This is a genomic window from Alysiella filiformis (genome assembly GCF_014054525.1).
Lineage (GTDB): Bacteria > Pseudomonadota > Gammaproteobacteria > Burkholderiales > Neisseriaceae > Simonsiella > Simonsiella filiformis.
In genome coordinates this window covers 125,099-146,139 of sequence record NZ_CP059564.1, presented here as the reverse complement: position 1 = coordinate 146,139, position 21,041 = coordinate 125,099, and the positions used below count along the sequence as shown (strand labels likewise).

Annotated in this window: 23 protein-coding genes; 16 read left to right on the top strand and 7 right to left on the bottom strand. The window is 45.4% G+C overall.

Translation table 11 applies throughout. From position 1 onward, the window contains the following. The first annotated feature begins 201 nt into the window (after positions 1–201). Positions 202–1,374, top strand: a complete 1,173-nt coding sequence (prpF, locus tag H3L97_RS00840; protein WP_097113711.1) for a 2-methylaconitate cis-trans isomerase PrpF — start codon at positions 202–204, stop codon at positions 1,372–1,374. Here prpF and H3L97_RS00835 read toward each other — a convergent pair. Beyond that, the gene (locus H3L97_RS00835) at positions 1,371–1,586 is read right to left on the bottom strand and encodes a hypothetical protein (protein ID WP_143269102.1); all 216 of its coding nucleotides are present in this window, start codon (positions 1,584–1,586) and stop codon (positions 1,371–1,373) included. The two genes, prpF and H3L97_RS00835, sit on opposite strands and share 4 nt — an antisense overlap. A gap of 244 nt (positions 1,587–1,830) precedes the next feature. On the opposite strand from H3L97_RS00835, the gene prpB reads away from it, so the two are divergent. From prpB to H3L97_RS00785, 10 genes are all read left to right on the top strand, one after another. Next, on the top strand, positions 1,831–2,712 hold the full coding sequence (prpB, locus tag H3L97_RS00830; protein ID WP_097113709.1) for a methylisocitrate lyase: 882 nt from the start codon (positions 1,831–1,833) through the stop codon (positions 2,710–2,712). 4 nt (positions 2,713–2,716) lie between these two features. After that, positions 2,717–4,363, top strand: a complete 1,647-nt coding sequence (locus H3L97_RS00825; RefSeq protein WP_143269101.1) for a S1 family peptidase — start codon at positions 2,717–2,719, stop codon at positions 4,361–4,363. 2 nt (positions 4,364–4,365) lie between these two features. Next, positions 4,366–4,818 (top strand): hypothetical protein, encoded by a 453-nt coding sequence (locus H3L97_RS00820; protein WP_097113707.1) that lies wholly within the window; start codon positions 4,366–4,368, stop codon positions 4,816–4,818. Between the two features lie 91 nt (positions 4,819–4,909). Then, positions 4,910–6,064, top strand: coding sequence for a bifunctional 2-methylcitrate synthase/citrate synthase (prpC, locus tag H3L97_RS00815; protein WP_097113706.1), 1,155 nt, complete (start codon positions 4,910–4,912; stop codon positions 6,062–6,064). Between the two features lie 307 nt (positions 6,065–6,371). Continuing rightward, the gene (locus tag H3L97_RS00810) at positions 6,372–7,004 is read left to right on the top strand and encodes a LysE/ArgO family amino acid transporter (RefSeq protein ID WP_224446332.1); all 633 of its coding nucleotides are present in this window, start codon (positions 6,372–6,374) and stop codon (positions 7,002–7,004) included. A gap of 50 nt (positions 7,005–7,054) precedes the next feature. Continuing rightward, positions 7,055–7,507, top strand: coding sequence for a GNAT family N-acetyltransferase (locus tag H3L97_RS00805; protein WP_097113704.1), 453 nt, complete (start codon positions 7,055–7,057; stop codon positions 7,505–7,507). Positions 7,508–7,687: 180 nt separating this feature from the next. Further along, positions 7,688–8,038 carry a 5-carboxymethyl-2-hydroxymuconate Delta-isomerase gene (locus H3L97_RS00800; RefSeq protein WP_034291960.1) on the top strand — a complete coding sequence of 117 codons (351 nt, stop codon included), beginning with the start codon at positions 7,688–7,690 and terminating at the stop codon, positions 8,036–8,038. A 10-nt stretch (positions 8,039–8,048) separates the two neighbouring features. After that, entirely contained in the window at positions 8,049–8,561 is a 513-nt protein-coding gene (locus H3L97_RS00795; protein WP_143269100.1) for a hypothetical protein, read from the top strand. Positions 8,562–8,610: 49 nt separating this feature from the next. Continuing rightward, positions 8,611–9,483 carry an EamA family transporter gene (locus H3L97_RS00790; protein WP_097113702.1) on the top strand — a complete coding sequence of 291 codons (873 nt, stop codon included), beginning with the start codon at positions 8,611–8,613 and terminating at the stop codon, positions 9,481–9,483. A 95-nt stretch (positions 9,484–9,578) separates the two neighbouring features. Beyond that, positions 9,579–9,914 carry a hypothetical protein gene (locus tag H3L97_RS00785; RefSeq protein WP_097113701.1) on the top strand — a complete coding sequence of 112 codons (336 nt, stop codon included), beginning with the start codon at positions 9,579–9,581 and terminating at the stop codon, positions 9,912–9,914. A 44-nt stretch (positions 9,915–9,958) separates the two neighbouring features. Here H3L97_RS00785 and H3L97_RS00780 read toward each other — a convergent pair whose 3' ends face one another. Both H3L97_RS00780 and H3L97_RS00775 read right to left on the bottom strand, forming a co-directional pair. Then, a complete protein-coding gene (locus tag H3L97_RS00780; protein ID WP_179655778.1) occupies positions 9,959–10,327 on the bottom strand; it encodes a type II toxin-antitoxin system VapC family toxin in 369 nt (122 codons plus the stop codon). Between the two features lie 2 nt (positions 10,328–10,329). Next, the gene (locus H3L97_RS00775; protein ID WP_097113699.1) at positions 10,330–10,545 is read right to left on the bottom strand and encodes a hypothetical protein; all 216 of its coding nucleotides are present in this window, start codon (positions 10,543–10,545) and stop codon (positions 10,330–10,332) included. Between the two features lie 118 nt (positions 10,546–10,663). Here H3L97_RS00775 and H3L97_RS00770 point away from each other — a divergent pair, with 118 nt between their 5' ends. Together H3L97_RS00770 and acnD are read left to right on the top strand one after the other, a co-directional pair. Then, positions 10,664–11,053, top strand: coding sequence for a hypothetical protein (locus tag H3L97_RS00770; protein WP_097113698.1), 390 nt, complete (start codon positions 10,664–10,666; stop codon positions 11,051–11,053). A 240-nt stretch (positions 11,054–11,293) separates the two neighbouring features. After that, positions 11,294–13,903 (top strand): Fe/S-dependent 2-methylisocitrate dehydratase AcnD, encoded by a 2,610-nt coding sequence (gene acnD / locus H3L97_RS00765; RefSeq protein WP_097113697.1) that lies wholly within the window; start codon positions 11,294–11,296, stop codon positions 13,901–13,903. A gap of 168 nt (positions 13,904–14,071) precedes the next feature. Here the strand turns inward: acnD and H3L97_RS00760 are convergent, their stop codons facing one another. The 4 genes from H3L97_RS00760 to cdd all read right to left on the bottom strand — a co-directional run bounded on the left by H3L97_RS00760 (position 14,072) and on the right by cdd (position 17,066). Beyond that, the gene (locus H3L97_RS00760) at positions 14,072–14,479 is read right to left on the bottom strand and encodes a hypothetical protein (RefSeq protein ID WP_097113696.1); all 408 of its coding nucleotides are present in this window, start codon (positions 14,477–14,479) and stop codon (positions 14,072–14,074) included. A gap of 85 nt (positions 14,480–14,564) precedes the next feature. Continuing rightward, positions 14,565–15,191: an HI_0552 family protein gene (locus H3L97_RS00755; protein WP_097113695.1), complete on the bottom strand. Its 627-nt coding sequence runs from the start codon at positions 15,189–15,191 to the stop codon at positions 14,565–14,567. A 196-nt stretch (positions 15,192–15,387) separates the two neighbouring features. Further along, on the bottom strand, positions 15,388–16,098 hold the full coding sequence (gene deoD, locus H3L97_RS00750) for a purine-nucleoside phosphorylase (RefSeq protein WP_097113694.1): 711 nt from the start codon (positions 16,096–16,098) through the stop codon (positions 15,388–15,390). A gap of 143 nt (positions 16,099–16,241) precedes the next feature. Beyond that, positions 16,242–17,066: a cytidine deaminase gene (gene cdd / locus H3L97_RS00745; protein WP_097113693.1), complete on the bottom strand. Its 825-nt coding sequence runs from the start codon at positions 17,064–17,066 to the stop codon at positions 16,242–16,244. 213 nt (positions 17,067–17,279) lie between these two features. Between cdd and H3L97_RS00740 the strand changes: the two genes are divergently transcribed. From H3L97_RS00740 to deoA, 3 genes are all read left to right on the top strand, one after another. Next, a complete protein-coding gene (locus H3L97_RS00740) occupies positions 17,280–18,557 on the top strand; it encodes a NupC/NupG family nucleoside CNT transporter (protein WP_097113692.1) in 1,278 nt (425 codons plus the stop codon). Between the two features lie 158 nt (positions 18,558–18,715). Further along, positions 18,716–19,432, top strand: a complete 717-nt coding sequence (gene deoC / locus H3L97_RS00735; RefSeq protein WP_097113691.1) for a deoxyribose-phosphate aldolase — start codon at positions 18,716–18,718, stop codon at positions 19,430–19,432. Between the two features lie 245 nt (positions 19,433–19,677). Further along, positions 19,678–21,003 carry a thymidine phosphorylase gene (deoA, locus tag H3L97_RS00730; protein WP_097113690.1) on the top strand — a complete coding sequence of 442 codons (1,326 nt, stop codon included), beginning with the start codon at positions 19,678–19,680 and terminating at the stop codon, positions 21,001–21,003. Positions 21,004–21,041 lie beyond the last annotated feature (38 nt).

Genomic DNA, 21,041 nt, shown 5'->3' with positions numbered 1-21,041 from the left:
TGCCTTCGGCGACTGACTTTTTAAAAAAGTACACCTAGCGGTGGGCAACAGAGCGCAAATCCCAACTATCCCCCTATTTTATTTTGGTTGCGTACGGTAAGGCAGCAAAGGTATTCAATTACTGTTAAATTTGCGTTAGAATGATTTAAATATTGTAAATCAGAAAAACACTTTTTGTTCAACAAAATGGAGAGAAGAACCATGCCACAAATCAAAATTCCAGCCGTTTACGTTCGCGGTGGCACGTCCAAAGGCGTGATTTTCAAATTAAGCGATTTGCCCGAACGCGCCCAAAACGCAGGCGAAGCACGCGACAAATTGCTTTTGCGCGTACTGGGCAGCCCCGACCCCTACAAACAACAAATTGACGGCTTGGGCAATGCCAGCTCGTCCACCAGCAAAGCCTTGATTTTAAGCAAATCCACGCAGCCTGAACACGATGTGGACTATTTATTCGGGCAAGTTGCCATTGACAAACCCTTTGTGGATTGGAGCGGAAATTGCGGCAACATGACGGCAGCAGTGGGCGCATTTGCCATTGCACAAGGCATTGTGGATAAAGAAAAAATCCCCGAAAACGGCATTTGCACCGTCCGCATTTGGCAAAAAAACATCGGCAAAACCATCATCGCCCACGTTCCCATTCAAAATGGCGAAGTGTTGGAAACAGGCGATTTTGAATTGGACGGCGTAACTTTTCCAGCCGCCGAAGTCGTGATTGAATTTTTAGACCCTGCCGATGGCGAAGGTGCCATGTTCCCCACAGGCAATGTTGTTGATTTATTGGACATTCCCGACATCGGACAAATCCCCGCCACGCTCATCAATTCGGGCATTCCCACCGTGTTTGTGAACGCGGCAGACATCGGCTACACAGGCACAGAATTGCAAGCCGACATCAATGGCGACCCTGAAAAATTGGCGTTTTTTGAAAAAATCCGCGCGTATGGCGCATTGAAAATGGGCTTGATTGCCAATCTGGACGAGGCACAAACGCGCCAACACACGCCCAAAGTCGCCTTTGTTGCGCCAGCGCAAAGCTACACCGCATCAAGCGGAAAAATGGTGGAAAAACAAGAAATTGATTTGCTGGTACGCGCATTCTCTATGGGCAAATTGCACCACGCGATGATGGGAACCGCGTCCGTAGCGATTGCGACTGCGGCAGCCGTGCCGAATACTTTGGTCAATTTGGCGGCTGGCGGTGGCGAGCGCGAGGCGGTGCGTTTTGGACACCCATCTGGCACTTTGCGCGTGGGCGCGGCTGTGGCGCAACAGCCCAATGGCGAATGGACGGCAACCAAAGCCGTGATGAGCCGTTCGGCGCGTGTGATTATGGAAGGTTGGGTGCGTGTGCCTGATGATTGTTTTTAAATAAAAAAATGGTTTTCAGGCAGCTTGATTGTGATATGGGGGCAGATTGGTATCTGCCCTTTTTTTGTGTAATTGGGTTTTGCCTGAAATGGTTGGGCTTGCCAGCGCAAAGCGTGGGTGTGGCGGCGCAACGCCACGTTACCGCAGTTTTGCAAAGGTTTCAGTTTGTGAAAATCACGCGATTGTGTGTTTTTGTTAAGAAAAAACCACACGCAATTTATGGTTATTTTTGATTTGATTTTGTGAATGAAAATGGTTGTTTGATTGACGAAAACGCAATTTTCAGGCTGCCTGAATGTGTTTATTGTAAAGATTTATTAAGATTTTATTTGTTATTGTGAAATACAATTTTACGAAAGCGGTTTTTTTGAATTACATTGCACTACACGTTGGCGATGTGGTGAAACAACACATTCAAAACGCAACATAAGAAAAACATTTTTAGGAGCAAAATCTATGGCTTATCAATCTGCTGGCTTGCGTTTCCGTCAAGCCGTTCAAGAATCCAATCCATTAGCCGTGGTGGGCTGCGTGAATGCGTATTTTGCGCGTTTGGCAACCGCGAGCGGTTTCAAAGCAATTTATTTGTCGGGCGGCGGCGTGGCGGCTTGTTCGTGCGGCATTCCCGATTTGGGCATCACCACGATGGAAGATGTGTTGATTGACGCAAAACGCATTACCGACAATGTGGACACGCCACTTTTGGTGGACATTGATGTGGGTTGGGGTGGGGCATTCAATATTGCGCGTACCATTCGCAATTTTGAACGCGCTGGTGTGGCGGCGGTGCATATTGAAGACCAAGTGGCGCAAAAACGCTGTGGTCATCGTCCCAACAAAGCCATTGTTTCACAAGCAGAAATGGTAGACCGCATTAAGGCTGCCGTAGATGCGCGTGTGGACGACAATTTCGTGATTATGGCGCGAACCGATGCGTTGGCGGTGGAAGGTTTGAATGCGGCGATTGAACGCGCCCAAGCCTGTGTGGAAGCAGGTGCGGACATGATTTTCCCCGAAGCGATGACCGAATTGTCCATGTATCAACAATTTGCCAAAGCGGTGCAAGTGCCTGTTTTGGCGAACATCACCGAATTTGGCGCAACGCCGCTCTACACCCAAGCAGAGCTGGCTGAAAATGGCGTGAAATTGGTGCTGTATCCCCTGTCTTCGTTCCGAGCGGCAAGCAAAGCGGCTTTGGGTGTGTATCAAGCGATTATGCGCGATGGCACGCAAGCCAATGTGGTGGACACCATGCAAACCCGCGCGGAACTCTACGAATTTTTAAATTACCACGATTTTGAAAATAAGCTGGACGAATTGTTTAGCCAAAACAAATAATTCATTGCCCCCAAATCCCCTCTCCCATTGGGAGGGGGCTAGGGAGAGGGAAAACAGACATTTTTTGAAAATGCGCTGTTGGCTTTTTGTAAACTTTTTTCAGTTAGTAAGAAAGCTGTTTTTATTCACTTATCATTTTAAGGATATTTATGATGAAAATTTTAAATTTAAAAAATTGTTTCCTTGTGCTGCGATTATTTCAGCATTGTTTGTGAGTCCTGTTTCATTGGCAAATGAAACAGAATCTGAAACGATGACCCAAGCTGAAGCATTGGCAATTGATGCCAAACATTATGCGGCTGCTTATGGTGTAGATGAAACTGAAGCCATGCGCCGTTTACTGATTATGCACGGTTCAACAGAAGAAATTGAAGCATTAGAAAAAACGTACCAAGACCGTTTGGCTGGTGTGTATTTTGATAATGGCGCAAATTTTGGCTTGAACTTTGTTTTGACTGGTGATGAAACGCCACAAGAACGCAAACTAATTCGTAAAGCACAAAAAGCTGAACGTAAAGCCGAAAAACAAGCTGCGAAAGAAGAAAAAAAGGCGGCTAAACAACAAGCCAAAGATGAGAAAAAACAGCAAAAAGCTGACCAAAAAATGCAGAAACATTATGCAAAGTGGGGCATTACGGAAGTTGATGTCAATAAAGCCATTTCTATGATTGAACAACCTACCGAAGCTAAAGTGAAATTTCGTGCAAAAGCAAAAGATAAACGTGAAAAGCAGGTTGAAAAATTAGGTAAAAATTTAGATAAATTGAATAAACAAATTGGTAATTTAGTGGGTACTTATTTTGATGTACGAGATGAGAAATTCGTTATTCAAATTAATGAAAAAGACAATGCTAAATTTGGCTTAACAGCAGAAAAAGTAAATCAAATTGCAACCACAATTTTAAATGAGCCTGTTAAAGTTGAAAATGTACCAGCATACTTTACTAATCAATCTATCAAGGGGGGTACAAGTTTACAAGGAAATTTAGGAATTTGTACATCAGGATTTGTCGTAAAAGACCGCACCACAGGGCAAATTGGTATTGTAACAGCTGGGCATTGTTCAAAACATTCTACTTTTACTTACACAGATAGAGATGGGACAATCGTACAAATGAAATTGGTTCGGTCGGAAGAAAGTGAAAAAAGTGATATGGCTTTTTATGTACCTGTAACAACAACGAAAGCTAGTCCATCATTTTATCCTGATAGTGGTAATAAACCACGTAATTTGGTTGGTTGGAAATCTGTTTCCGCAACTAATGAAAAAGGGTTTTTAACGACAGGTAGTTTTTTATGTATGTATGGACAAACTACTGGTGTACAAAGTTGTGGGGAAGTTGTTGATAAAAATTTTGCTCCTAGAACGTTTAATGCCAACGGGCAAGAAGTTGGTTGTGGTAAAGCAGGACAGCCATTTATTGCTTGTGGTAAAAACTTTGTCCTTATTCAACCTAAAGAAAAATCAGGTCAAGCAGGTTTAAAATGTGCAGCTGGGGACAGTGGAGGTCCATGGTTTGCATATGGTAATGCTTACGGTATCTATAAAGGCGGAGTTCCAATTGATGAGAACGGATACTGTTCACACGCAGTTTATACTCCTATTATTCGTATCAATGATTTAGATTTAACCCTATATTATGGTAAATAACTATGAAAAATTGGATTTATTTGTTACTAATTGTATTTACAGCCTGTACACAACCAAATACATTAGAAAATAAATCTAATACAAACATTAATCATATTAAGAAAGAAATGGAATTGCCCACTTATCCACCTTTACTAGAAGGCGTATTGATGCTAAGTCTGGGAACAAGTGGGCAGTTAAAAATGGTTAATGGTTGTGTAGGATTAAACTATTCTGATAGGGACAAAATTTTTGATATTTTGCTTATTTTTCCACAAGGAACAAAAATAATTAATCAAGGAAAATCAATTCAATTTTTTAATAGTAAAGATAAAGTTTTTCATGATGGTGATTTTGTCATAACAGGAGGGGATATTCCATCGGAAGAAAGACCTAGCAATATTAATATTCCGAGTCATTGTCATGGAAAAAAATATTTAGCTGCTCCTAATATGCACTTAAATAAAAAACACTGATTAAATTTTCAGGCAGCCTGAAATGTTCCCCCAAGCAGTAAAAACTCATCTTTCCACTTTCTTTTTCACTTTTGTTTAAAGGAACACAACCATGAGTACCGAAACCCAAACCCCTGCTTTCAAACCCAAAAAATCCGTAGCCCTGTCGGGCGTGGCAGCGGGCAACACCGCGCTTTGCACCGTAGGTCGCTCAGGCAACGATTTGAGCTATCGCGGCTACGACATTTTGGATTTGGCAAAACATTGCGAATTTGAAGAAGTCGCCCATTTGCTCATTCACGGACATTTGCCCAATCAATTTGAATTGGCGGCTTACAAGCAAAAATTGAAATCATTGCGCGGTTTGCCCATTCGCGTGATTCAGGTATTGGAAAGCCTGCCTGCCCACACGCACCCCATGGACGTGTTGCGTACAGGCGTGTCCATGCTCGGCTGTGTGCACCCCGAACGCGAAAGCCAACCCGCCAGCGAAGCACGTGATATTGCCGATAAATTGATTGCCTGTTTGGGCAGTATGTTGTTGTATTGGTATCAATATTCGCACAACGGCAAACGCATTGAAGTGGAAAGCGAAGAAGACAGCATTGGCGGACATTTCTTGCACATGTTGCACGGCAAACGCCCCAGCGCAAGCCACATCAAAGCCATGCACGTTAGCCTGATTTTGTATGCAGAACATGAGTTTAACGCCTCCACGTTCACCAGCCGCGTGATTGCAGGCACAGGTTCAGACATTTACTCTGCCATCACAGGTGCGATTGGCGCACTCAAAGGGCCCAAACACGGTGGTGCAAACGAAGTGGCTTACGACATTCAAAAACGCTATCGCAGCGCAGACGAAGCCGAAGCCGACATTCGCGAACGCATTGCGCGTAAAGAAATCATCATCGGATTCGGACACCCCGTTTACACCATTTCCGACCCACGCAATGTGGTGATTAAAGAAGTGGCACGCGATTTGAGCAAAGAAACAGGCGATATGCGCTTGTTTGACATTGCCGAACGCTTGGAAACGCTGATGTGGGACGAGAAAAAAATGTTCCCCAATTTGGATTGGTTCAGCGCGGTGTCGTATCAAAAATTGGGCGTGCCAACCGCGATGTTTACACCATTGTTTGTGATTTCGCGCACAACAGGTTGGAGCGCACACGTTTTGGAACAACGCGCAGACGGCAAAATCATTCGCCCCAGCGCGAATTACACAGGACCCGATGACACGCCATTTGTGCCGATGGGCGAGCGTTGATTTTGTAGGGTGCATACCACGCACCAAATCATTGAAATATCATGAATTTGGTATTTTATGCGAAAAAATGTAGGGTGCATATTACGCACCAAAACCTTGAAAATTTGGGGGAAGGGTGTGTGGTACGCCACCCTACATTTGAAAATCATTTTGTTCTTTCACAACCGATAAACATCATTTTTCCGCCAACACGATTCAGTTGTGCCATTTTCTTCCACTCATCATCTTGATTCAAAAACCCGAGTCGCCCTAAACCCATTTTGTAGTATGATTACAAAATGATTAAATCAAACGGAAAAAAGACAAAATGATGTGGCAAATGATTTTAAAAGGCGCGATGATTTCTGGCGGATTGATTATGGCGATTGGGGCGCAAAACGCTTTTGTGTTGCGACAAGGACTGTTGAAACAACACGTTTTGGCGGTAGCAATGATTTGTTTTCTTTGCGATTTTGCTTTGATTAGCGTGGGCGTGTTGGGGTTGGGTGGCGCGATTGCGCGTAGCCAAACGGCTTCGGTTGTGCTGGCGATTTTGGGGGCGATGTTTTTGTTGTGGTATGGTTTTCGGTCGTGTCGCAGCGCGTTGGCGCAACAACATGACGCTTTGCAAATATCTGAAAATGCAGAAGTTTCAGGCAGCCTGAAACAAACCGCGCTTGCCACGCTCGCCATTACCTTGCTCAATCCGCATGTTTATTTGGATACGGTGGTGTTGATTGGCAGCGTGTCGGGCAGTTTGGCGGCGCAGGAAAAACCGTATTTTCTGTTGGGTGCGGTAAGCATTTCATTTATTTGGTTTTTTGGATTGGCGTATGGGGCGCGTTTGCTCAAACCGATTTTCGCCAAACCACGCGCTTGGCAGATTTTGGAAATGGCGATTGCGCTGATGATGTGGTGGTTGGCGTATGGTTTAATTCGCTTTGTTTTGAATGCGTTATAATGAAAAACCATTTTTCAGGCAGCCTGAACACATTTTGAGGAAACACAAAAATGCACATTCGCTTTGCAACAGAACAAGACGTTCCCCAACTATTTGAATTGATGAAAGAATTGGCGATTTTTGAACATTATATTGACAGCTTTGCCATTACGCCAGAAATCGTGTTGCAAAGCGGTTTTCGCAAAAATCCGCCCGATTTTCACAGCTTGGTGGCAGACGACAACGGCACGATTGCTGGTATGCTGGTGTATTATTTTTTGCCCTACACCGCGCAAAATCGCCCCAATATTTATATGAAAGAACTTTATGTATCAGAAACTTATCGTGGACAAGGCGTGGGCGAAAAATTGATGTACGCCTTGCACGAAGTCGCGCAACAACATGGCTGTTCGCAAATCAAATGGACGGTTGCGCCGTGGAATGAAGGCGGTTTGCGCTTTTATCAACGCTTGGGCGCACATGAAAACCGCGATTGGCTCAATTATGAATGGAACGTGAAATGATGTTTCAGGCAGCCTGCAATCTGTTCCCTCTCTCCCTTTGGGAAAGCGTTGGAGAGAGGGATTGTTGAGCAGCAACCCTAGCCCTCTCCCACAGGGAGAGGGAGCAAAGTTACTTAAATTTATCAATTACCTTTATCCCGAACTCGCGTTATTTTAACTTGATTTTAAAGAGAAAAAAACATGCCTCATTTGCTTGTAGAATACGCCAACAACATCGCTTTGCCCCTTGACGAAACGCTCAACGCCTTGCACGAAACCCTTGTTCAGAGCGGACAATTTGACCCACAAGACATCAAAATCCGCGCCCAATCCCATGCCGATTACCGCGTGGGCGGCACAAAAGCAAGCGGTTTTGTGCATTTGACTTTGCATTTGATGGCGGGGCGCAAGGCAGAAATCAAAGCCGAATTAAGCCAAAATCTTGCCCAAACCATTGCCGCCAAGCTGCCTGAATACACGCCCACAGGCACACAAATTACCGTGCAAATGCAAGATATTGAACGAGAAAGTTACCACAAAATCATTTTGTAAACAGATGAAAATGTCCAAAATCATCAAAAAGATTGTATGGCTTGGCGTGATGATGTTGGCAACGCAACCCAGTTTTGCCAAAAATAAAAAATTTAAACAAAATAATGGGATAGACAATATTGTTGCCCTATCCGAGCGTTTGGAGCGCGAAAACGACCCCAATTATGGCGACATGTACATTCAGCGCAAACCCAAGTTTCAAATTGTTGTTTTGTTTGCGGATAATCAAAATCGCCAAGCGTGGCTGAAATCATTAAGCCCAAAAATGCGCCGTCATGTGGTGATTCGCCAAGCGAAAAAGTCGCGCCAACAGTTTTTGCGTGAACAAGATGAATTGTCTGAAACTTTGCGACAAGCAGGCGTGAAAGAATTTGTTTTGCGCTACGATATTGAATTGCAAAAATTTTTATTGGACGTTGGCAACCATGCCGACCGCGACACGGCGCGTCAAATTGCGGATAAATTGAATCATCGTGATTTGGCAATTAAAGTTGGCAATTTGCCCGTGCCAGAGCGCAGATAGGGTTTTCAGGCAGCCTGAAAACCATGAACCATTTGAAAAATATTGAAAAATGACTTTAAAAGACCGATTGCTGATTGCTGCTGTGGTGGGCGTGTGGGGCGTGAATTTCTTTTTTATGCGGATTGCGCTGGACGAATTACCGCCTATGGTATTGGGGGCATGGCGTTTTGTGTGCGTGTTGTTTCCTGCGGTTTTTGTGATTAAAAAACCGCCTGTTGCATGGAAATGGCTGATTTTATACGGATTAACGATTAATTTTGGGCAATTTGCCTTGATGTTTACCGCATTGAGTTGGGGTTTTCCGACTGGTTTGGCGGCATTGATGATACAGGCGCAGGTGTTTTTTACCGTGCTGATTGCAGGCGTGATGTTGCGCGAACCCGTGTTGGCACACCATTTGTGGGGCATGGGAACGGCGGCGATGGGTTTGGTGTTGATTGGCGTGGGGCATTATCAGGGCAGTTTGCCGATAGTGGCGATGTTGCCTGTGCTGGGGGCGGCGGTTTCGTGGGCGTGTGGCAACATTATTGTGAAGAAAATTGGCGCGGTACAACCGTTGGCATTGGTGGTGTGGGGCAGTTGGGCGGCGTTGGTGGCGTTTGCACTGACGGCGGTGGCGATGTATGGCGCGGACGGTGTGGCGAATGCGGTGCGCGGTATCAGCGTTAAGGGATTGATTGGCGTGCTATTTTTGGCGTATGTGTCCAGTATGGTGGGCTATACGGCTTGGGGGGCGTTGTTGTCGCGTTATCCTGCTGGCAAGGTTACACCGTTTGCGTTGTTGGTGCCTGTGGTGGCGTTGTTGGTGGGTTATCTGCTTTTAAATGAAAGACTTGGGCTGTGGAATTGGGGTGGTATGGCTTTGGTAATGGGGGGATTGGTGTGCCATGTGTTTGGGGGGAAATGGTTTGGGCGGAAGTAAATGTCGTACCGAATTGGCATAATATTTCAATTATATGAAGAAAGTATTTTTCAGGCAGCCTGAAAATTTGAATTTGAATAAACAAATTTAACAAAATGAAAAGATTACAAATTGACGTCCAAAATCCGTCTTGTTATGTGGCGATTTGGGCTTTGGGTTTGTTGCAAGCGATAAAAGCGGAAATAATCCCTTTTGAAGCAGGGATTTGGACATTTGCCCGACCCAAAATTATTCAAGAGCTTGAATCGCATTGCGTTCCAGAATTATGCGATATTTTGCAAACATTAGACGAATTGGACGCGATGAATACATTATGCGGAAAAGAAAAAGTATTTGATTATATTGATGAAATAATTAAACAATTACACCTTATTTTGGCAAAATATTCACAAGAATATCATTTTGAATTGATGATTGAAACCGCAAAATAAAATGGGAAAAATGTTTCAGGCAGCCTGAAAACCTAAAAAAACCGTTAATTTCCCATTGGATTAATCAGTTTTAATGGCAAATGTTTAAAATCTTTTTCGTTGCGGCTGACCAAAATCAAACCGTGTTGCAAAGCGGTGGCGGCAATCAGTGCATCGGGTGTTTTGGTTTTCTTTTGGCGGCGAATTTCGGCGGTTTTTAAAACGATGTCGCGGCTTACGTCCAGCCAAGTGAAATTGTCTTCCAAAAAGCGGTGCATGGTTGCCAAAGTCTCATCATTCATGGGAAAGGACAAAACTTCGGCAACGGTAATGGTGGAAATGGCAAGTTGATTGCGATGATTGTCCAAAAAATACACGGCTTGGGGCATATTTGCCAAATGATAAATAATGATATTGGTGTCAATGAGATACATTTTTAATCCCATTCGCTGCGAATTTGGCGTTCGTATTCCAAGCCGTCAATGCCGTAATCTTTTAATAAACCTGCGGCAGCCATTAAGGAATCTTCGCTGGGGCGTTTGAAACTGCCAATTAATTTGCCATGATGAATGAATTGTACGATTTCACCTTGTTTAACCGATAAAATTTGCTCTTGAATCGCTGGCGGTAATGTGCTAATTTCAATTAACATTTTGATTTTTCCTATAAAAATAAACCTAAAATGGGATTATCGGTTTTGAGGCAATGGCTGTCAAGCGATGAAAAAATGTTTCAGGCAGCCTGAAAATCAGATTACAAGGATAATTTAAATGATTATTTGGGCTAAAATAACGCAATTTTTTGAAAATAAAAGAAATTTGGTACATTTTGGATACAATAAAGACATAATGGGCTTATCCCAATTAAGTAAGAATATCAATAAGATTATTGAGTTAAAAGAATATTTGTATCGGTTGAATATTCCCAATAATACTTTTGCGATTATGGACGATATTGGACAAGCAAATGATGCGATTTGTATCAGTTGTGAAGATTATCAAGAAAAAACCATTTTTTATGTTTTTTATTCTGAACGGGGCAACAGATACGATGTTGTTTCATTTTTAGATGAAAAGGACGCTTGTCAATTTTTCCTGTATTCATTAAAGAAATTATTGTATTCAGGCACGATAACGCGACATATTGCCAATAAACTTTAATGGTAATGGATTGAAATACCGAGTTCACATCATACACCAAATTATTGAAAAATTAAAAGAAATAGTAAAATATCTTTTCAGGCTGCCTGAAAATCAAAAAATGTAGGTTGGGTTGCAAACCCAACATCATAAAATCACGAAATCACGGCAAAAATGTAGGGTTTACAACCCAACCTACGCTCCCAATTTTGCAGTACCCCCCTCGTTTTACCCACAAGAAAAACACAAAGGAAATAAACCATGAATCCAAATCAAATCTACAAAAAACCCTTACCCAACAGTGATTTGCATTATTTTGATGCAAAACAAGCGATTGAAGACATTCAGGCAGGCGCATACGACAAATTGCCCTACACCAGTCGCATTTTGGCGGAAAATTTGGTCAATCGTGCCGACAATGTGGATTTGCCCACTTTGCAATCTTGGTTGCGCCAATTAATTGAAAATAAGCAAGAATTGGATTTTCCATGGTATCCCGCGCGCGTGGTTTGCCACGATATTTTGGGGCAAACCGCGCTGGTGGATTTGGCAGGTTTGCGCGATGCCATTGCCGAAAAAGGCGGCGACCCCAGCAAAGTCAATCCAGTTGTGCAAACCCAGTTGATTGTGGACCATTCGCTTGCGGTGGAATGCGGTGGCGATGACCCCAACGCCTTCGCCAAAAACCGCGAAATTGAAGACCGCCGCAACGAAGACCGTTTCCATTTCATCAACTGGACAAAAACCGCCTTTGAAAACGTGGACGTAATCCCCGCAGGCAACGGCATCATGCACCAAATCAATTTGGAAAAAATGTCGCCCGTGATTCAAGTGAAAAATGGCATGGCGTTCCCCGACACTTGTGTGGGTACGGATTCGCACACCCCCCATGTGGACGCGCTGGGCGTGATTTCCGTGGGCGTGGGCGGTTTGGAAGCGGAATGCGTGATGTTGGGCTTGCCGTCCATGTTGCGTACGCCTGATATTGTGGGCGTGGAATTGACAGGCAAACGCCAACCCACCATCACCGCCACCGATATTGTGTTGGCTTTAACCGAATTTTTGCGTAAAGAGCGCGTGGTGGGCGCGTTTGTGGAATTTTTTGGCAAAGGCGCAAGCAGTTTGTCCATTGGCGACCGCGCCACCATTTCCAATATGACCCCCGAATTTGGCGCAACCGCCGCCATGTTTTCCATTGATGAACAAACCATTGATTATTTGCGATTAACTGGGCGCGATGACGAACAAGTCAAATTGGTGGAAAACTACGCCAAAACCGCAGGATTGTGGTCAGGCAGCCTGAAAAATGCCGTTTATCCGCGCGTGTTGCAATTTGATTTGTCCAGCGTAACACGCAATATGGCGGGCCCGAGCAACCCACACGCCCGCTTTGCCACCGCCGACTTGGCAGCCAAAGGCTTGGCGCAACCCTACGAAACCCCAACAGACGGCAAAATGCCCGATGGCGCAGTCATCATTGCCGCGATTACCTCTTGCACGAACACCTCCAATCCGCGCAATGTGGTGGCGGCAGCATTGTTGGCACGAAACGCCAACCGTTTGGGTTTAAAGAAAAAAGATTGGGTCAAAACCTCATTTGCCCCTGGTTCAAAAGTGGCAGAATTGTATTTAAAAGAAGCAGGTTTGCTGCCTGAAATGGAAAAATTGGGCTTTGGCATCGTTGCCTTTGCCTGCACCACTTGCAACGGCATGAGCGGTGCATTGCGCCCTGAAATTCAACAAGAAATCATTGACCGCGATTTGTACGCCACCGCCGTGTTGTCGGGCAACCGCAATTTTGACGGACGCATTCACCCCTACGCCAAACAAGCGTTTTTGGCAAGTCCGCCATTGGTGGTGGCGTATGCGATTGCAGGCAGCATTCGTTTTGACATTGAAAAAGACGTGTTGGGCGTGGCAGAAGACGGACGCGAAATCCGCTTAAAAGACATTTTCCCCAGCGATGAAGAAATTGACGAAATCGTGGCAAAATTTGTGAAACCCGAACAGTTTAGACAAATTTACGAACCCATGTTTGCCGCCAACGACACCGAAAAATCGCCATCACCCCTGTACGCATGGCGCGAAAAATCCACCTACATTCGCCGTCCGCCCTATTGGGAAGGCGCGTTGGCAGGCGAACGCACTTTACGCGGCATGCGCCCCTTGGCGATTTTGCCCGACAACATCACCACCGACCATTTGTCGCCTTCTAACGCGATTTTGCCCAACAGCGCGGCAGGCGAATATTTGGCAAAAATGGGTTTGCCCGAAGAAGACTTCAATTCCTACGCGACCCATCGTGGCGACCATTTGACCGCCCAACGCGCCACCTTTGCCAATCCCAAACTGTTCAACGAAATGGTCAAAAACCCAGATGGCACAACCCAGCAAGGCTCTTTGGCGCGTGTGGAACCAGACGGCAAAGTGATGCGTATGTGGGAAGCGATTGAAACCTATATGAATCGCAAACAACCACTTATCATCATTGCGGGCGCGGATTATGGGCAAGGTTCCAGCCGTGACTGGGCGGCAAAAGGCGTGCGTTTGGCAGGTGTGGAAGCGATTGTGGCGGAAGGATTTGAGCGCATTCATCGCACCAATTTGATTGGCATGGGCGTGTTGCCATTGCAATTCAAAGAGGGTGTAAACCGCCACACTTTGCAACTGGACGGCACGGAAACCTTTGATGTGATTGGCAAACGTGAGGCGCGTTGCGATTTGACTTTGGTCATTCATCGCTCAAATGGGGAAACGGTGGAAGTGCCTGTTACCTGTCGTTTGGATACGGCAGAGGAGGTGCTGATTTATGAGGCAGGTGGCGTGCTGCAACGTTTCGCGCAGGATTTTTTGGAGGGGAAAGTGGCTTGATTTTGCGTTGAAATGTTGAAATAAAAATTCAGGCAGCCTGAAAACACCTAGCGGTGGGCAATTCAGGCTGCCTGAATGATTATTTGGGTAGGTTGGGTTGTCAAACCCAACATTTTTGTTATCGTTAAAGAGTTGGGTTTTGCAACCCAACCTACATGACGACATGGCTTAAAAATTATAAACATAGTTTTTTTTGTAGATGATTAAATCTACTTCTATGTATTGAACAGTAAAGCATTTATTTGGTTCCAAATGGGGGAGTTCTTTATTTTTGGTATTAGGTATTTGAATATAGTATGTATATAACGTGGCGTCTTCTATTTTAAATGCGACATTATTTCTTATGCCAGTATTAATTTGATATAAACAACCTGTCTTAATATTAAGTTTTTCTTTAGCATATTGTTCGGCTAAATAGTCAGGTAACCAATTCACAATAATCATACCAAAAAAAACCATAGTAATTAAAATAGTAGTTATGGCAATACAAATTCTTTTTTTCCATAATTCATATGGATTTTCTAACTCTGTATCAATATTTTTATCATTTATAAAAATATATTCATATTTTTCCATGATTTTCTTTATATTTTTAAGATAATAGCAAACGCATCAAGCGTAGGTAGGTTCGGAAAGCCAACTTAGGCTGATTGCGACACATTCAGGCTGCCTGAATGTGAATTTGTTCATACAAAGGCAGTAATTGCTTTATCGTTGCCACAATAAATTCAAGGCTATTGTGCTTTGCCAAATCATCGCGTTCCAAATGTTTGCCGATACAGAAAAAATCGTTTGGGTCGCGCAAATTCAAGGCGTTTTCAGGCAGCGTGGCGAGTTGCGGATAATCGGCATATTCATCATCATTGCCATGCCAAATGTCAAAATTGCCCCAAGTGGGTGTGTCTAAAATATCAAGCCATTGATTGTATTGCGCCAAACTGTATGCCGAACGGTTGGCGCGATACGCGTGCCAATCCAACGAGACGGTCAAACGTTTTCTGTTTAAAATCAATGATAAAATCGCTGCCGAATTTTCATATTGGGCGTATTTGAAATAGGCGAAAAAATGGGCGCGAACTTGCCAGCCATTGCACCAGCGTTCAATGTGTGGCGGTGCGAAGGGTTCGCCCAATTCGCAGGCTGCCTGAACAATCTCATCGCGCCAATCTTGCCATGCGTTTTTGTAGGCGGATTTTAGGGGTTCTATGCGTTCGGGGCAGTATTGTTTTAATTGGGCAAATTGGAAAAAGGGTTGCTTGAATAAATCGCAATGTGTGGGTGTAAGCATGGGCTTGAAACCTTGTTTACATGATGAATGTGTTTTCAGGCTGAAACCTTTGTAAAACCACTACCATCGTCATTCCCGCGTAGGCGGGAATCCAAAGTTGAGTTACACAAACTTTTGTTTCTTAAAGTTAAAAGTGGATTCCCGCCTACGCGGGAATGACGGCAGTTTTTCTGTTTCAGGCAGCCTGAAATTCAAATCACAATGTTATCGCTGCGTCCAAAGCAATTTGAATCATGTCGTTAAACGTTAATTGACGTTCTTCTGCGCTGGTGTATTCTTCGCGCACAATGTGGTCGGACACGGTGCAAATGGTTGCGGCTTTTGCGCCAAATTCGGCTGCCACACCGTAAATGCCTGCGGCTTCCATTTCCACGCCCAAAATGCCATATTTGCGTAAGGTTTCCGTCATTTGCGTGTCGGGGTGGTAGAACAAATCGCTGGAAAACAAGTTGCCCACTTTGGCGGCAATGCCGTGTTGCGCGGCTGCCTGAACCAAAGCCTGCACAATGCCAAAATCGGCTGTGGCGGCAAAATCGTGGTCGCGGAAACGAATGCGATTGACTTTGCTGTCGGTGCTTGCGCCCAAGCCGATGACCACATCGCGCACATGCACATCGTCCAACACCGCGCCACATGAGCCTACGCGAATGATGTTTTTCACACCGTATTCGGTAATCAATTCTTTGGCGTAAATGGAGCAGGAGGGAATGCCCATGCCGTGTCCCATAATGGAAATGCGTTTGCCTTTGTAAGTGCCTGTGTAGCCAAACATATTGCGTACGGCTGTTACTTGCTCGGCGTTTTCCAAAAAGGTTTCGGCAATGTATTTGGCGCGAAGTGGGTCGCCAGGCATCAAAACGGTTTGGGCAAATGCGCCAGCAGGGGCGGAAATGTGTGGGGTTGCCATGTGTATTTTCCTTTAAAATAAAGTGGGTTAATCATTTGAAAATGTAGGGTGCAACTTGTTGCACCAAACCCATAATTTAACGGGAAAATGGTGCAACAAGTTGCACCCTACATCATATTTTTCAGGCGGCATTGTAACCGCAATCATTTCAACGTCAAAATCCGCAATGGCACAGACGACAATGCCGACCACAATGCCTGTGTGTGTGCCGCGTGTCCGCCATGTTCGGTGCAAATCAACACCGCCTCGCGCACTTGATTTTCGTGAAAGCCGCTCAATCGCAACAGATTCAATGCCACTTGCAAAGGCGGCAAAGTGGGGTTGTATGCCGCGTTTTCGGCATAGCCGCCTGCAAAAATCTCGCCCGATTCAACGCGCAACGCCACGCCCGCATAGGCTTGGGAATAAGGCGCGTAGCTGCGGTTCAATTCGCGCAAAGCTGCCTGAAAAACCGCATCATCTTGCGCCCCATTTTCAGGCAGGCTGAAACCGTGATTTTGCGCGTCCAAAAATCGCACCGTCATGTCCAAATCTTTGGGACCAAAGCTATCGGGCAAATATTGGCTCAACAGATTGTTGCGGCTGTGGGGCAGGTGGATTTGCAAATCTTCCGCACCGCGCAATTCATTCAAAAATTGGCGACAATGTCCGCAAGGCGTGTAATTGACCACAATATCGGTAATGCGTTTTGCGCCACGCGCCCAAGCATGGGCAATCGCACTTTGTTCGGCATGGACGGTTTGCCCCATTGCCGCGTGGCTGCATTCTTGGTTTGCGCCAAAATAGAAGTTGCCCTCATCATCAATCGCGCACGCGCCCACTTTAAAATGCGAAACAGGCACAACCGCTTGCTCTATCCCATTGACCAATAACGAAAATGCCAAATCAATCAAATCATCTGAATGGTTGGCGTGGGCAGCCTGAAAAGCCAAAACATCTTGATGAGAAAAATAACTCTGTAATTTCATAAATTTACTTTCAAAAGACAAAATCAAATATTAAATCATGTTAATTTTAATCAAAAAGCATGGAAAATAACTTAACACTACATTGCAATAAAACGCATTTCAGTATAGCATTGTTGCCGATTTGATAAAGCGGATTTTGCGTTTTTTTGGCATAAAATGCCACTTATCAAATTTAATTTGAGAAAAGAGATTTTACGATTTGGAGTTTCCGTTATGGGTATTTTAAACAGTTTATTGGGCATGGTCGCTTTGTTGGCGATTGCGTTTGCCCTGTCCAAACACAAAAAATCAATCAACAAACGCACCGTTGGGGTGGCATTTGCCATTCAATTTGGTTTGGGCGCATTGATTTTGTATGTGCCAGCAGGACGTGCCGTGTTGGAAATGGTGTCCAATGGCGTGGCAAAAGTGTTGAGCTATGGCAATCAGGGCGTGTCGTTTTTGTTTGGCGGCTTGGTTGATGGCAAAATGTTTGAATTGTTTGGTGGCGGCGGATTTGTGTTTGCATTCCGCGTGTTGCCGATGATTATTTTCTTTTCGTCTTTGATTGCGGTTTTGTATTATTTGGGCGTAATGGGTTGGGTCATCAAAATTTTGGGTGGCGCATTGCAAAAGGCTTTGGGCACATCTCGTGCCGAATCCATGTCTGCTGCCGCCAATATTTTTGTGGGGCAAACCGAAGCGCCTTTGGTGGTCAAACCCTTTATTGCGAAAATGACCACATCTGAATTGTTTGCCGTGATGACGGGCGGCTTGGCGTCCATTGCGGGTTCGGTGTTGGGTGGCTATGCGGCGATGGGCGTGCAAATGGAATATTTGATTGCGGCATCGTTTATGGCGGCTCCTGGGGGCTTGCTGTTTGCCAAAATCATCATTCCCGAAACCGAAAAACCCCAAGACGACCCCAATGTGAAATTGAGTTTCACAGCCGAAGGCGAAACGCCCCCTGCCAATGTGATTGACGCGGCGGCGGCTGGCGCATCAACAGGCTTGCAAATTGCGCTGAACGTGGGTGCGATGTTGATTGCGTTTGTGGGCATTATTGCTTTGTTTAATGGCATGGTGGGCGGCATTGGCGGCTTGTTTGGCGTGGAAAACCTGACTTTGGACAAAATTTTGGGTTACGCTTTTGCGCCTTTGGCTTGGGTGATTGGCGCACCTTGGGCGGAAGCGCAAGCGGCTGGCTCGTTCATCGGTCAAAAAATCGTGATTAACGAATTTGTGGCGTACACCGAATTCATCAATTACACCAAAGACAGCGCACAAATCGCATTGAGCGACAAAACCAAAGCCATTGTTTCTTTTGCATTATGTGGTTTTGCCAACTTGGGTTCTATTGCGATTTTGGTGGGCGGTTTGTCCATCATGGCACCCAACAGACGTGGCGACATTGCGCGTTTGGGCGTGTATGCTTTGATTGCGGGCACTTTGTCCAATTTGATGAGCGCGACCATTGCGGGCTTGTTTATTGGTTTAAGTTCAACCATGTAAAAGCACATTCAGGCTGCTTTTCCGTACACGACAATTTTTGATGTTGCCATGAACCTACTCCCTCCCCCTTACATAGGGGGAGGGAACAGATTTCAGGCAGCCAAACCATTTTTGTTGTGTATTGTAAGGCTGCCTGAAATGTTTTTTAGGAAAGAAAAATGTTTACAAAAAATCAAATTGTTCAGGTTATGGATTTGACTTCACTCAACGAAACCGATACGCCAGCGACCATCATCGCCTTGTGCGACAAAGCGCGAAATGCTTTGGGCGATGTGGCGGCGGTGTGTGTTTATTTGCCGTTTGTGGCGTTGGCAAAAAGCAGGCTGCCTGAAACGGTGGCGGTGGCTACTGTGGTCAATTTTCCAACAGGCGATGAGCCAGCCGAACAAGTCATTGCCGATACCCAACAGGCACTTCAAGACGGTGCCAATGAAATTGACATGGTGTTTCCCTATCGTGCATTCCAGCAAGGGCAAGCCGAAGTGGGGCGCGATTTAACCGCCAAAATCGCCCAAATTTGCCACGAAAAGGGCGCAAAATTAAAAGTGATTTTGGAAACAGGCGCACTCAACGATGAAGAAATCGCCCAAATCGCGCAAATTTGCATTCAGGCAGGCGCGGATTTTTTGAAAACCTCAACAGGCAAAATCCCACAAGGCGCGAGCTTAAATGCTGCCGCGATTTTGTTGCAAGCCATTCAAAAATCAGGCAAACAGGATGGTGTGGGCATCAAATTATCGGGCGGTGTGCGCGAAATTCAGGCAGCCCACGATTTCATGCAACAAGCGGCTGATGTGTTTGGCACAGATTGGGTGCAAGCAAAAACATTCCGCATTGGCGCGTCTGCTTTATTGGATAATTTGTTGAAAAATTAAGGAAAATGATTTCAGGCAGCCTTTCAGTACACGACAAAGAATCAAATACAGCCTGAAATCGTTGATATTCAAGCCATTTGCTCCCTCTCCTTTGGGAGAGGGCTGGGGAGAGGGAAGAATTGTTGAGCATTGTCGGTTTTACCCTCTCCCTAACCCTCTCCCACAGGAGAGGGGACAAAATGGTGTACTGAAAAAACAGCCTGAACCATTTTCTATTTTAAAAACAATTTTTAGGGAGAACCCAAATGGCATTTTTAATGCAAGAAATCATTCGCAAAAAACGCGACAATCAAATTTTAAGCAATGAAGAAATTCAATTTTACATTCAAGGTGTTACCAACGAAACCGTGAGCGAAGGACAAATTGCCGCGATGTGCATGGCGGTGTTTTTCAACAAAATGAATTTGGACGAACGCACCGCGCTCACTGCCGCCATGCGCGATTCTGGCGACACGTTAAAATGGCAAGGTTTTGATTTAAATGGACCTTTGTTGGACAAACACTCCACAGGCGGTGTGGGCGATGTGGTTTCGCTCATGCTTGCACCCATGTTGGCGGCGTGTGGCGCGTATGTGCCGATGATTGCAGGGCGCGGCTTGGGACACACGGGCGGCACTTTGGATAAATTGGAAAGCATTCAAGGTTTTGATATTTTTCCGTCTCCGCAAAAAATGCAGGAAATGGTCAAGCAAATCGGTTGTGTGATTGTGGGACAAACGGGCAACCTTGCCCCTGCCGACCGCAAAATCTACGCCACGCGAGACGTTACCGCTACGGTAGAAAGCCTTGATTTGATTACGGCTTCCATCTTGTCCAAAAAATTAGCCGAAGGCTTGGACAGCTTGGTTATGGACGTGAAAGTGGGCAATGGCGCGTTTATGCCGACCTATGAATTATCACGCGCTTTGGCGCAATCCATCGCGCAAGTTGCCACCCATGCAGGCTGCCAAACCACCGCTTTACTCACGGATATGAATGAGGTTTTGGCTTCCAGTGCGGGCAATGCGGTGGAAGTGCGCGAGGCGGTGCGCTATTTGCGTGGCGATTACCGCAATCCGCGTTTGCACGAGGCAACCATGGCGTTGTCGGCAGAATTGCTGGTAAACGGCAAATTGGCGCAAACGCGCGAACAGGCACGCGAAAAATTGCAAACGGTGTTGGACAATGGTTTGGCGTTGGAGTATTTCAATCGCATGGTGGTGGCGCAGGGCGGTGCGGCGGATTTTGGCAATCAATTTGAAACTTTATTGCCCAAAGCCAATGTGATTAAGCCTGTTTTCGCGCCCCAAGCGGGTTTTATCAGTGAAATGAACACGCGCGATATTGGTGTGGCGGTCATCAATTTGGGGGGCGGCAGACGTGTTGCCAGCGACAAAATTGACCACAGTGTCGGTTTTGACGAAATTTTGCCGATTGGCACGAAAGTGGACACGCAAACGCCCATCGCCACCATTCACGCGAAAAACGAGCAAGATTGGCAAATTGCCGCCAATGCGTATTTAAATGCGGTGAAAATTGGCGAAAATGCACCAAGTGAACGTCCGATGGTTTATGAAACTTTGACGGCATAAAAAATGGTTTCAGGCTGCCTGAATGGGATTTCAGGCAG